This window comes from Rhodobacter calidifons, assembly GCF_011174775.1.
GTDB classification, from domain to species: domain Bacteria; phylum Pseudomonadota; class Alphaproteobacteria; order Rhodobacterales; family Rhodobacteraceae; genus Tabrizicola; species Tabrizicola calidifons.
Window position 1 is genome coordinate 1 of the sequence record NZ_JAANHS010000019.1, and the last position, 11881, is coordinate 11881.

General features: G+C 66.8%; 15 protein-coding genes and 1 other RNA gene. 12 read left to right on the top strand and 4 right to left on the bottom strand.

What is annotated here, in order from left to right; translation table 11 throughout:
- The first annotated feature begins 209 nt into the window (after positions 1-209).
- Positions 210-1067, top strand: coding sequence for a phytanoyl-CoA dioxygenase family protein (locus G8O29_RS16215; protein ID WP_166404275.1), 858 nt, complete (start codon positions 210-212; stop codon positions 1065-1067).
- A gap of 12 nt (positions 1068-1079) precedes the next feature.
- Here the strand turns inward: G8O29_RS16215 and G8O29_RS16220 are convergent, their stop codons facing one another.
- Complete coding sequence (locus tag G8O29_RS16220) at positions 1080-1778, bottom strand: metal-dependent hydrolase (RefSeq protein ID WP_166404276.1); 699 nt, start codon at positions 1776-1778, stop codon at positions 1080-1082.
- Positions 1779-1842: 64 nt separating this feature from the next.
- On the opposite strand from G8O29_RS16220, the gene G8O29_RS16225 reads away from it, so the two are divergent.
- From G8O29_RS16225 to G8O29_RS16260, 8 genes are all read left to right on the top strand, one after another.
- A complete protein-coding gene (locus G8O29_RS16225; RefSeq protein WP_166404277.1) occupies positions 1843-2496 on the top strand; it encodes a ceramidase domain-containing protein in 654 nt (217 codons plus the stop codon).
- Between the two features lie 27 nt (positions 2497-2523).
- A complete protein-coding gene (gene gatC / locus G8O29_RS16230) occupies positions 2524-2811 on the top strand; it encodes an Asp-tRNA(Asn)/Glu-tRNA(Gln) amidotransferase subunit GatC (protein WP_166404278.1) in 288 nt (95 codons plus the stop codon).
- On the top strand, positions 2808-4301 hold the full coding sequence (gatA, locus tag G8O29_RS16235; RefSeq protein WP_166404279.1) for an Asp-tRNA(Asn)/Glu-tRNA(Gln) amidotransferase subunit GatA: 1494 nt from the start codon (positions 2808-2810) through the stop codon (positions 4299-4301). Before gatC ends, gatA begins: the two co-directional genes overlap by 4 nt.
- 31 nt (positions 4302-4332) lie before the next feature.
- Positions 4333-5121 carry a hypothetical protein gene (locus G8O29_RS16240; RefSeq protein WP_166404280.1) on the top strand — a complete coding sequence of 263 codons (789 nt, stop codon included), beginning with the start codon at positions 4333-4335 and terminating at the stop codon, positions 5119-5121.
- Positions 5118-5834 carry an N-acetylmuramoyl-L-alanine amidase gene (locus G8O29_RS16245; protein WP_367890191.1) on the top strand — a complete coding sequence of 239 codons (717 nt, stop codon included), beginning with the start codon at positions 5118-5120 and terminating at the stop codon, positions 5832-5834. The genes G8O29_RS16240 and G8O29_RS16245 overlap by 4 nt, the downstream gene beginning before the upstream one ends.
- An 11-nt stretch (positions 5835-5845) precedes the next feature.
- An RNA gene (rnpB, locus tag G8O29_RS16250) (RNase P RNA component class A) lies at positions 5846-6251 on the top strand.
- Positions 6252-6363: 112 nt separating this feature from the next.
- On the top strand, positions 6364-6531 hold the full coding sequence (rpmG, locus tag G8O29_RS16255; protein ID WP_166404281.1) for a 50S ribosomal protein L33: 168 nt from the start codon (positions 6364-6366) through the stop codon (positions 6529-6531).
- Positions 6532-6616: 85 nt separating this feature from the next.
- On the top strand, positions 6617-7135 hold the full coding sequence (locus G8O29_RS16260; RefSeq protein WP_166404282.1) for a GNAT family N-acetyltransferase: 519 nt from the start codon (positions 6617-6619) through the stop codon (positions 7133-7135).
- Between the two features lie 46 nt (positions 7136-7181).
- Here G8O29_RS16260 and G8O29_RS16265 read toward each other — a convergent pair whose 3' ends face one another.
- Positions 7182-7919 carry a Bax inhibitor-1/YccA family protein gene (locus G8O29_RS16265; protein WP_166404283.1) on the bottom strand — a complete coding sequence of 246 codons (738 nt, stop codon included), beginning with the start codon at positions 7917-7919 and terminating at the stop codon, positions 7182-7184.
- A 131-nt stretch (positions 7920-8050) separates the two neighbouring features.
- Positions 8051-8269, bottom strand: a complete 219-nt coding sequence (locus G8O29_RS16270; protein WP_207623917.1) for a DUF1127 domain-containing protein — start codon at positions 8267-8269, stop codon at positions 8051-8053.
- Positions 8270-8393: 124 nt separating this feature from the next.
- Between G8O29_RS16270 and G8O29_RS16275 the strand changes: the two genes are divergently transcribed.
- On the top strand, positions 8394-9245 hold the full coding sequence (locus G8O29_RS16275; protein WP_166404285.1) for a LysR family transcriptional regulator: 852 nt from the start codon (positions 8394-8396) through the stop codon (positions 9243-9245).
- Here the strand turns inward: G8O29_RS16275 and G8O29_RS16280 are convergent.
- Positions 9233-10204 (bottom strand): NADPH:quinone oxidoreductase family protein, encoded by a 972-nt coding sequence (locus tag G8O29_RS16280; RefSeq protein ID WP_166404286.1) that lies wholly within the window; start codon positions 10202-10204, stop codon positions 9233-9235. The two genes, G8O29_RS16275 and G8O29_RS16280, sit on opposite strands and share 13 nt — an antisense overlap.
- 369 nt (positions 10205-10573) lie before the next feature.
- Between G8O29_RS16280 and G8O29_RS16285 the strand changes: the two genes are divergently transcribed.
- Positions 10574-10936, top strand: coding sequence for a helix-turn-helix domain-containing protein (locus tag G8O29_RS16285; RefSeq protein WP_166404287.1), 363 nt, complete (start codon positions 10574-10576; stop codon positions 10934-10936).
- 75 nt (positions 10937-11011) lie between these two features.
- Positions 11012-11809: an inositol monophosphatase family protein gene (locus G8O29_RS16290; protein ID WP_166404288.1), complete on the top strand. Its 798-nt coding sequence runs from the start codon at positions 11012-11014 to the stop codon at positions 11807-11809.
- Positions 11810-11881: the final 72 nt, after the last annotated feature.

The following is an 11881-nucleotide window of genomic DNA, read 5'->3' on the forward strand; positions in this document are numbered from 1 at the left end:
GCCCGCCGTGGCTGCATGATCAGGCCCTGACCTCTCCGAGGGTCGGCGCTCCTACACCACGTCGTGGGACACTATCGTAGCTTTCTGCTTCAAGCAGTGATGTGCGACTCTTCACCCGACGGTTTCACCTGTCCGGCAGGGTTGCGGAGAAACCGATACTTCGGCACATTCGCCGCAAGGTTGAGATCACAAGAAGGGCGGCAATCCTGATGGCGAGCAGCGTGAAGAAGGCCGTCAAGACGCTCAAGCTGCTGGGCAGACGCAAGCGCTGCCTGGGTCCGATCCACCGTTTCGACCGCCGGTCGGATGCGACGGGAAACGTGCAGCGCAGCGGGATCCGGGGCGGGATGCTGAAGACGAGCATCGACAGCTTTCTTGACGCGCCGGGCCTGAAGGACCGGATGATCGCCTCGGAACTGCGGGTGCGCCCGGACGAGGCGAAGCGCATCTATTTCAACTGGAACCTGCCCGCCTTCCTTTGGGAGGCGATCCTGACCTCGAAGACGCTTCAGGCGGCGATGACCGATTATCTGGGGCCAAGGGTCCGGCTGGACGACCTTTACGTCAAGTCGGTGATGGACGGGCTGAACGCCACGGCGGAAGGCTGGCACGACGACAATGTCGGCTACCGGGTCAAGGTGTTCATGGTCTTCGACACCGAGGGCAATCCGTCCGGCACGGTGGTTGTCCCGACCGAGCGTCCGCATCTTTATGACATCCGGATCAAGGACGAAATCTCGCGGTTCCTGTTCAAGCCGAAGACGGATGAGCGTGAAGGAGCGGTGCGGGTGGCCTATCAGCCGGGGGACTGCCTGGTCTTCGATACCAACATCCCGCACCGGGGGGATTATCACAGCGGCCAGGGCATCCGCTATTGCGTGGTGGCCGAGTTCATCCACCGCGACAAGGCCAACGCGCTGCGGGGACTTGCGCCCTGCGGGCCGGGGCAATCGCTGCACCGCATCCGGATTCCGGCGCTGTCGGGCGTGGATGTCCGCAATCACCCGCTGATCGACCCTGACATTCTTGAGGCCGACGGCGACGGGTGGCTTTGCGGCTACAGGTAGCTCCCGGAAGGGTCAGATTCCGATCGGCTCCAGCACCTGCGGCTCGATCACCTCGATCCCCGGCGGCAGGCCCGCCTTCAGCGCGCTGGCGTCCTGGGCGAGGATGCCGAAGGTCCGGTAGTGGCAGGGGATCACCCAGCGGAAGTTGAACCATTTCCGCGCGGCCCAGGCGGCGCGTTCCATGTCCATCGTGTAATGCCCGCCGCAGGACAGGATGCCGATGTCGGGCTGGTGGTATTCGGCCATCCAGGCCATGTCGGCCATGATGTCGGTATCGCCCGAGAGATAGATCGTGTGGCCTTCGCCGGCGATCATGAATCCTGCGGCAGACCCGGCGGGCAGAAGGCCCTTGCCGCCAAAGTCGATGCTGGCCGAATGCGAGGCGTTGACCATGGTGACCTTCGCTCCGCCAAGGGTCAGCGTGCCGCCCTTGCCGAAGCCCAGGGCGTCGCAGAGGTCGTTCGCGTTCATCCATTCCGAGAGTTCATGGATGCAATGCACCTTGATTCCCAGTTGCTTCGCCAGCCGCGCGGCGTCCGAGGCATGGTCGCCGTGGGCATGGGTCAGCAGGATGTGCGTGGCGCCCTGAACCGCCCGATCCTCCTGCCCGGCGGGGAACATCGGGTTGCCGGTCAGCCAGGGGTCCACAAGCAGCACTGCCTCTTCGATTTCGATGCGAAAGCCGGAATGGCCAAGCCAGGTGATCTGCATGGATGTGTCCTTCGTCTTGTCTGAATGGCCCGCTACCATCCCCGACTGACAGAAGGATGACAACATGTTCCAGCCCATCGACGCCTATTGCGAGCGGACCTCCGCGGCCTACTGGGCCGAGCCGGTGAATGCGCTGACCAATGCGGCCTTCCTGATCGCGGCCTTTGTCATGTGGCGGCGGACGCATGGGCTGCCCATGGCGCGGGCGATGTGCGTGGTGCTGGCGGTGATCGGGGTGGGGTCGTATCTGTTCCACACCCATGCCAACGGGCTGACGGCGGCCCTGGACGTGGGGCCGATCCTGATCTTCATCCTGGTCTACATCTTTGCCGCGACAAGGGATCTGATGGCCTTCGGGCCGTGGTGGGCGGCGGCGGCGGTGGTGGCCTTCTTCCCTTATGCCGCGCTCATGGTGCCGGTCCTTTCGAGCCTCATGCCCTTCCTTGGCTCATCCGCCGGCTATGCCCCGATCCCGGTCCTGATCCTCGCCTATGCGGCGGGGCTGCGGCGCCGCGCGCCCGCCACGGCGCGGGGCATGGCGCTGGGGGCGGCGATTCTGGTCGTCAGCCTGACCTTCCGCACGCTGGACGGGCCGCTGTGCGAGGCCTTGCCGCTGGGCACGCATTTCCTGTGGCATCTCCTGAACGGTCTGATGCTGGGCTGGATGATCGAGGTCTACCGCCGCCACATGCTTGCGAAGGCCCTGCCCCCCGGCTAAACGGAGCGAAACCGCAAGGGGGGCCCCATGGCCATTGACATCGACACCGCGCGCAAGGTGGCAAGGCTGGCGCGCATCCGGGTTGAGGACGCCGACCTGCCGAAGCTGGCAGAGCAGCTGTCCGGCATCCTGGGCTTCATGGAGCAGCTGAACGAGGTGGACGTGACCGGGGTGGAGCCGATGGTCAGCGTCACGCCGATGCGGCTGAAGCGGCGGGCGGATGTGGTGACGGATGGCAACATCCAGGCCCAGGTGCTGAAGAACGCGCCCGATGCGCGCGAGGGGTTCTTTGCCGTGCCGAAGGTGGTGGAATGAGCGCGAAAGTGACCGGTGCAAATTCGTGGACCATCGCGGCGGCGCGAGATGCCTTGCGCAAGGGCGAGATCAGCGCGGTCGATCTGACCATGTCCTGCCTCGCGGCGATCGACGCGGGCGACGCACTAAACGCCTTCGTCCACAAGACCCCCGAGATCGCGCTGGAGCAGGCGCGCGCGGCGGATGCCCGGCTGAAGGGGGGCGATGCCCCGGCGATGTGCGGGATTCCGCTGGGGATCAAGGACCTGTTCTGCACCAGGGGGGTGCCCAGCCAGGCCGCCTCGAACATCCTGCGGGGGTTCAGGCCGGAGTATGAGTCCACCGTGACCGCCAAGCTGTTCGAGGCGGGCGCGGTGATGCTGGGCAAGCTGAACATGGACGAATTCGCCATGGGCTCGTCGAACGAGACCTCGTGCTATGGCAACGCGGTGAACCCCTGGAAGGTGGACGACCGGCTGCTGACGCCGGGCGGATCCTCGGGTGGGTCGGCGGCGGCGGTGGCGGCAGACCTCTGCCTTGGCGCGACGGGGACGGATACCGGCGGGTCGATCCGGCAGCCTGCGGCCTTTACCGGCATTGTGGGGATCAAGCCGACCTATGGCCGCGTCAGCCGGTGGGGGATCGTGGCCTTCGCCTCCTCGCTGGATCAGGCGGGGCCGATGACCAAGACGGTCCGCGATGCGGCGATCATGCTGGGTGCGATGGCGGGCCACGACCCGAAGGATTCCACCAGCGCAGACATTCCGGTGCCGGATTTCGAGGCCGCGCTGACCGGCGACATCCGGGGCAAGGTGATCGGCATCCCCAAGGAATACCGGATGGACGGGATGCCGGGGGAGATCGAGGCTCTCTGGGCGCGCGGGATCGAGATGATGCGCGATGCCGGGGCGGAGGTGCGGGACATAAGCCTGCCGCACACGAAATACGCGCTGCCCGCCTACTATGTGATTGCCCCGGCCGAGGCGTCCTCGAACCTCGCCCGCTATGACGGGGTGCGCTATGGCCACCGGGCGAAGCTGGCGGCAGGCGACGGCATCACCGAGATGTACGAGAAGACCCGGGCCGAAGGCTTCGGCCCCGAGGTGCAGCGGCGGATCATGGTGGGGACCTATGTGCTGTCGGCGGGGTTCTACGACGCCTATTACAACCGCGCGCGCAAGGTCAGGGCGCTGATCAAGCGCGACTTCGAGACGGTGTTCGCGCAGGGCGTGGATGCGATCCTGACTCCGGCCACCCCGAGCGCGGCCTTCGGGCTGGGAGAGATGGCCGACGCCGACCCGGTGAAGATGTATCTCAACGACGTCTTCACGGTGACGGTGAACCTGGCCGGGTTGCCGGGGATCTCGGTTCCGGTCGGGCTGGACGGGCAGGGGTTGCCTTTGGGGTTGCAACTGATCGGGCGGCCCTGGGAGGAAGCAGACTTGCTGAATTACGCACATGTGTTGGAAAGCCGGGCCGGCTTTGTGGCCAAAGCCGGGAAATGGTGGTAAGGGGCGGCGAAAGACACCCATCGAGGCACTGATGAGCCGAACCTTCCGTCCTGCCGCTGGCGCCACATTTGCTGCACTGATCCTGTCGGCCTGCACACCGACGACCACCGATACGGGGTCGGGCGTCGGCTTTCAGGACTATAACAGCTATATCCGCGGTGCGTCCGCCGGTCCGGTCGGCGCGCCGGTCGTCGTTCCTCCGCCGGGGGGCGGGTTCGATCCGGCCGCCGCCGCCGCCGCCATCGACCGCGCGCAAGGGATCAGCCCGGTGACGCCGGTCGCACCCGTGGCGCCCGTCGCGTCGGCCCCGGTGGCACCGGTGGCCCAGGCGGCCCCGGTTGTCGCGTCTTCGACCGCAACGAACAGTTCGGCCCGCCCGCGCGGTGGACCGCCGGCCGGGATCAAGGTGGAATCGGGCGAGGTTGCCAGCCACACCGGGATTTCGGACGAACAGGATTTCAGCGCGGTGGCGTCGCGCGAGACCATCGAAAGCGACGCCGAACGGATCGCGCGGAACCGGGCCGAATATGTGGTCGTGCAGCCGAAGGACCTGCCGACCCGCCCGGGCGACACCGGCCCGAACATCGTGGAATTCGCCCTGGCCACCAAACATGCCCCGGGCGTGCAGATGTACCGGCGGTCGGGCCTTGGGGTCCGCGACAGCAATGCGGCCTGCGCCAAATATGCCTCTTCGGACAAGGCGCAGCAGGATTTCCTGGCCAAGGGCGGGCCGGAACGGGACCGGATGGGCCTTGATCCCGATGGCGACGGTTTCGCCTGCGCCTGGGATCCGCGCCCCTTCCGCACCGCCTTGCAGTGATCCTGACGCATCCGTCGCCGAATTTCGGGGACCGGCGGGGCAGGCGGGTCGAACTGGTGGTGCTGCACTACACCGCGATGTCCAGCTGTGCCGCGGCGCTGGAGCGGCTGTGCGATCCTGAGGCCGAGGTTTCCGCGCATTACCTGATCGACACGGACGGCACGGTGCTGTCGCTGGTCGATGAGGCGCATCGTGCCTGGCATGCCGGGGCGGGGGCCTGGGCCGGCGCAGAGGATGTGAACGCGCGCTCGATCGGGATCGAACTGGCCAATCCGGGCGACCGGCCCTTTCCCGAGCCGCAGATGCAGGCGCTTGAAGCACTTCTGGCCGATGTTCTGGCGCGGCACCGCCTGTCGCCGCAGGCGGTGATCGCGCACAGCGACATGGCGCCCGAGCGCAAGGGCGATCCCGGCCCGCGGTTCGACTGGCGGCGGCTGGCCTTGCAGGGTCTGTCGGTCTGGCCCGATCTGCCGGCGGCCCCCCCACCCCCTCCCTCCCCCACGCGGGGGGAGGAAGGCGCCCTGCCGGACATGGCGGGCTTTCTGGCCGACCTTGCCGCTTTCGGCTATCCGCAGGCGGCGCCGGAGGTGCTGCTGACGGCCTTTCGCCTGCGCTTTCGGCCCTGGGGCCGGGGGCCGCTGGCCGCATCGGATTGCGCCGTTGCAGCGAGCCTTGCGCGGATTGCGGTTGACGCAGGGCGCGACGGTGCCTAACTCGACCTTGCGCGGAGGGCTGGATGGCCGCGGCCCCGGATCATGTCCGGGGTCGAGGAAAGTCCGGACTCCCGTTGGCAAGGGTGCCGGGTAACGCCCGGCGGGGGCAACCCCAGGGAAAGCGCCACAGAGAAGAGACTGCTCTGCATGCAGGGCGATGGTGAAACGGTGGGGCAAGAGCCCACCGCGGGACTGGCAACAGGACCGGCACGGCAAGCCCCACCCGGAGCAATGCCAAATAGGGGCCTCGCGCGGGGGCTGGTCCCGGGTCAGGCCCGGGATACCGCCCGCAGGGATGCCAACGCCCGAGAGGCCCGGGTTGGCAGCTTGACCGCCGCGGTAACGCGGTTGGCAGAGGAATGGTCATCCACGGGTTTCGGCCCGGGACAGAATCCGGCTTACAGGCTCTCCGCGCAATTCGGCCACGGCGGCCGGTTTCGCGGTTGACTCTGCCGTCTGCTTGGCTAAAAGGCGGGCTTCAAGGATTTGACCGGGGGCCGCTGGATTCCCCGATGCAGAGGAAACAACCATGGCAAAGCCCGCCACCATCAAGATCCGCCTGAACTCGACCGCGGGCACGGGTCACTTCTATGTGACCAAGAAGAATGCCAAGACGATGACCGAGAAGATGGTCGTCAGGAAATATGACCCCGTGAAGCGGGAGCATGTCGAGTACAAGGAAGGCAAGATCAAGTAGGATCGCGCCGGACCGAAGGTTCGGGGGCCGTGTCCGCAGGGACGCGGCCCTTTTCTTTTGCGCAGACGCCCCCATGTCATGCGGCATGGCCCTCGACACCCTCAGCCTGCGCCGCGCCGTGCCCGCCGATCTGGCCGGGATCGATCGGCTTCTGGGCCGCAGCTACCCGCGGCTGCTGGCGCCGGACTATCCGCCTTCGACCCTGGTGCTGGCCGTGCCGCGCTTTGCCCGGGCGCAGCCGGCGCTTCTGGCCTCGGGCCGCTATTTCGTCGCCGAGGATCCGCAGGGCCGGATCCTCGCGGCAGGCGGCTGGTCGCGTCGCGATCCGGGCGGGGGGGCGCTGTCCGAGACGACCGGCCATGTGCGCCATGTCGCGACCGATCCCCAGGCGGTGCGACAGGGCCTCGGGCGAATGGTGATGGCGCGGGTGTTCGAGGATGCGAAGGCTGCTGGGGTGACCCGGCTGAACTGTCTTTCGACGCGGACGGCGGTGCCGTTCTACCGGGCGTTGGGCTTCCGGGCGGTGCAGCCGCTGGACCTGGTCTTGGGGCCGGGGATCACGTTCCCTCTGCTGCGGATGCTGCTGGACCTGCGGCAGAAATGAAAAGGGCCGGTCCTGCGACCGGCCCCTTCCGCACCTGGTGCCCGCGTTATTCCCGATTGCCCAGGAATTGCAGCAGGAACATGAACAGGTTGATGAAGTCCAGATACAGGGTCAGCGCGCCCATGATCGCGGACTTGCCCAGCCATTCCTGGTCCATCGCCACCGCATGCTGGATGTAGTCGTTCTTGATCCGCTGCGTGTCGAAGGCGGTCAGACCCGCAAAGATCAGCACGCCGATCACCGAGATCGCGAAGGCCAGCGCCGAAGAGGCGAGGAACAGGTTCACGATCATCGCGACGATCAGGCCGATCAGACCCATCATCAGGAAGGTGCCCATTCCGCTGAGGTCGCGCTTGGTGGTGTAGCCGTACAGCGACAGGCCCGCGAAGGAGATCGCGGTGATCAGGAAGGTCTGCGCGATCGAGACGCCGGTGAAGACCTGGAAGATCCAGGCCAGCGACAGACCCATCGCCGCCGCGAAGGCGTAGAAGAACAGCTGTGCCGCCGCCGCCGACATCCGGTTGACCAGCGCGCCGAAGGCAAAGACCATGATCAGCGGCAGGAACATCGCGATCCAGCCGAGAATGGTCATCGACCCGGTCGCGGGGTTGCGCAGGATCGAGAACAGCTGGTCCGACGAACCGACCGCCCAGGCCACGCCGGCCGTAACCAGCATGGCCACGGACATCAGCCCGTAAACCTTGTTCATGTGGGCGCGAAGCCCTTCGTCGATCTGCGCGCGGGCGCCGACGCCTACGCTGCGGATCGTGTCAACTTGAGCCATGTGAAGCCTCCGATGTTGTCCCTAAGGGCAACGCCGGGGGAACCGGCGCGACCTCGTGCGTCGAATATCGGTATCGCACCGGCGCATTTCAAGGATTTCCGGCCCGGTTCGGGCCGAAAACCGTCAACCTTTCAATCGCGCCAATGCAATGGCGCATCCCAGGCTGCGCGGCTTGCCTCGGCCTGGGCCTTGCTGCGGCTGAGACCGATGTCGCGCAGGAGATGGTCGTCCAGATGCGCCAGGGCGCGGCGCGAGCGCGCCAGCGCCAGGGCGCCGAACAGACGGCGCAGGAACGACTGGCGCCTTGTCGGCGCGGGGGCGGCGGGGCGGGTCAGGGCGGCAGAGCGCATGGCGGGGCCTTTCATCGTTGTTTGTGATGCACTGCGGCGATTGGATCAGGATGCTTGAACCATGCCAGATCCTGGGGCATCATGGAAACGAATGATCGTGACGCCTTTCATCAGGAACTGTGATATGCCGCGCAATCTCGACCTTGCTGCCCTGCGGTCCTTCGTCACCGTCGCCGATGTGGGCGGGGTGACGCGGGCGGCGGGCTATCTGAACCTGACGCAGTCGGCCGTCTCGATGCAGATCAAGCGGCTGGAGGAGTCGCTTGGGATGCAGCTGTTCCTGCGCGCGGCGCGCAAGCTGGCGCTGTCTCCCGAGGGCGAGCAGCTTCTGTCCTACGGGCGCCGGATGCTGGCGCTGAACGACGAGGCGCTGTCGCGTTTCAACGCCACGGCCTGCTGCGGCACGATCCGGCTGGGCGTGCCGCATGACATCGTCTATCCGGCGATTCCGGGCATCCTGAAGCGGATGGCTCAGACCTATCCGCGGGTGCAGGTGAATCTGGTGTCCTCCTTCACCCTGGCGATGAAGGAAGAGTTCGGCCGCGGCGGGTTCGACGTGATCGTGACCACCGAGGATGCGCCCGATCCGGTCGCCGAGGTGCTGGGTGCGCGGCCGCTGGTCTGGATCGGCGCGCCCCAGGGGTCGGCCTGGCAGCGGCGACCGCTGCGGCTGGGGTTCAAGGACGGATGCATCTTCCGCCCTACCGCCCAGGCGGCGCTGGACCGGGCGGGCATCTCCTGGGACCTGGCGACGGGGGGCGAAAGCGAACAGGCGGTCGAGGCGATGGTGGCCGCCGATCTGGCGATCTCGGCCCGGATGGTCGGCAACATTCCGGCCGACACCGAGGTGATCGAAGCCCAGAACCAGCTGCCGGCGCTGGGCGAGATGAAGCTGGCGCTGTACCGTTCGCCCGCTGCGACGGGCGAGGCGGTGGACATGCTGATGGCAGAGCTGCGGCTGGCCTACTGCTGCTGACCGACGCGGATCACGACCTTGCCGGTCGCCCGGCGTGTCCGCAACAGGTCGAGACCCTCGGGGAAGGCCGCGAAGGGCAGGACATGGCTGACATGCGGCCGCAGCAGCCCCTCGGCCCGCCAGCGCAGAAGCTCGGCCATGCTGGCGGCGGCGACGGCCGGGACATGAGCCTCCATCCCGCCATACCAGAAGCCCGAGACGGTAAGGTTCCTGACGAGAAGCAGGTTCGCCGGGATCTGCGGCACCTCGCCCGAGGCGAAGCCGATCGCGAGAAGCCGCCCCTCGGGCCGGCAGGCGCGCAGGGCCGCGTCGAAGGCGGGCCCGCCGACGGCATCATAGACCACATCTACGCCGCCCGCGGCCCGCAGCGCCTCTTTCAGCCCGGGCGCCTCGCTGTCGATCAGCAGATCCGCCCCGGCGGCGCGTGCGACCTCCAGCCGGTCCGCCCCGCGCGCCGAGGCGATCACCCGCGCGCCCAGCCGCTTGCCGATCTCGACCGCCGTCAGGCCCACGCCACCGGCCGCGCCGGTCACGAACAGGGTTTCGCCCGGGCGCAGCCGGGCGGTGTGGGTCAGGGCCAGATGCGAGGTGCCATAGGCGATGGGAAAGCCGGCGGCCTCTTCGAATCCCATCGCATCGGGCAGCGCAAAAAGCCGCGCCGCGGGCAGGGCGACGCGTTCGGCCAGCGCGCCCGCGGGGCAGGTGGACAGGACGCGGGTGCCGGGCGCAGGCGCCTCGGTGTCCGGACCCAGTGCCTCGACCACGCCCGAGAGTTCCATGCCCGGAATGTAGGGGAACGGATGGCGGACCTGGTACTTCCCCTGAATCGAGAGCATATCCGCAAAGTTGAGCCCGACTGCTTCGACGCGGACAACGACTTCGCCTTTAACGGGAACAGGGCTGGCAATCGACACAAGCTCTGGTGCGGCGCCGAGTTCGCTGACCTGCCACGCCTGCATGATTGGCTCCAATTCTAACGGTTGTTTCCACTACTTGCAGTGGACAGCTTTTAGCCCGGATACCGTTTCTTGCAATGCGATGATTGCGGGATTCGCATTTTGCGAGGAGATTTCAGGCTTCTTTGCGAAATGCAAAGCATTATGCGATACCACTTTAGGGCGAGTGATGATTCGGTCAAGCCGGCCCTGCGGGTCGGTAAGGACAACCGCACCGTGTGTTATACGCGTGTAGAATTGCACTTGTCCAAAAGGACAGGTTTTCGGGCGCCAGACGATTTTTTTCATCCAAGCAGCCGATGCGCCAAGTTTGGCACGAAAATTGCTTACAGTACTGCGAGGGGAATACACACTCGTTTTTTGGAGTACAGAATGAAGCATCCCGTAGACGCACATGTCGGCAAGCGCATCCGTCACCGCCGCTGGATGGTGGGCATGACGCAGCAGCAACTGGCTGACAAGGTCGGCATCAAATTTCAGCAGATCCAGAAGTATGAGACCGGCATGAACCGGGTCAGCGCCTCCCGGCTCTGGGACATTGCCGATGCGCTGGGCGTTTCGATCTCGTTCTTCTTCGAGGGACTCGCCGAGGGACAGGTCTCCGCGACCTATGCCCATGGCGACATGATGTCGGACAAGGAGGCGCTGGAACTGGTGCGTTCCTACTATGCCATCCCCGAGGCGCAGCGCCGCCGGCTGTTCGATCTGGCCCGGGTTCTCTCGGAAGCCGCCTGACTGCCTTGACCTTGTCCCCGCGCGCGGCTAGCGCCCGGGGGCGGGGCCAAGGCCCTTCAGGTCGGGGAGAGAAGGATGCGGGTATCACCTGCGCTTGCGGCGGACATCATTGCCACCGCGCATGAACTGGCGGATGTGGCGCGCGTCGCGACCTTGTCGCATTTCCGCACGCGCGCCCTTACCGCCGAAACCAAGGAAACCGACCGCTTCGATCCAGTGACCGCCGCCGACCGCCTGTCGGAAGAGCGGATGCGCGCGGTCCTTGCGCGGCGGCGGCCCGAGGATGGCATCCTGGGCGAGGAGTTCGGCAGCCTGGCCGGCTCCAGCGGCCTGACCTGGGTGCTGGATCCGATCGACGGCACGCGGGGCTATCTGTCAGGCACGCCCACCTGGGGCGTGCTGATCTCGGTCCGCGATGCCGAGGGTGTGCTGTTCGGCATCATCGACCAGCCGTATATCGGCGAGCGGTTCGAGGGCGGCCTGGGCCGCGCGCAGATGCGCGGGCCGCTGGGCGAGGCCGCCCTTGCCGTCCGCCCGCCGCGCCCGCTGTCCGAGGCCATCCTGTTCACCACCTTTCCCGAGATCGGCACGGAAGCCGAAGGTGCGGCATTCCGCCGGGTTGCCCCGCGCACAAAGCTGGTGCGCTACGGCATGGATTGCTATGCCTATGCGCTGATCGCGGCCGGGCAGATCGATCTGGTGATCGAGGCCGGGTTGCAGGCCTATGACGTGCAGGCCCCGATCGCGGTGATCGAGGCAGCGGGGGGCATCGTGACCGACTGGCAGGGTCGCCCGGCGCAGGAGGGTGGCCGGATCCTCGCGGCGTCCAGTCGAGAGCTGCATGCCGAGGCGATGGCGCTGCTGAACGGCTGAGACCCGGCGCCGGGTCGCGCCTTTCGGCTGCGGTTGAAACAGTTTCCGGAGCTGCGGATGGTTGCCGGCATC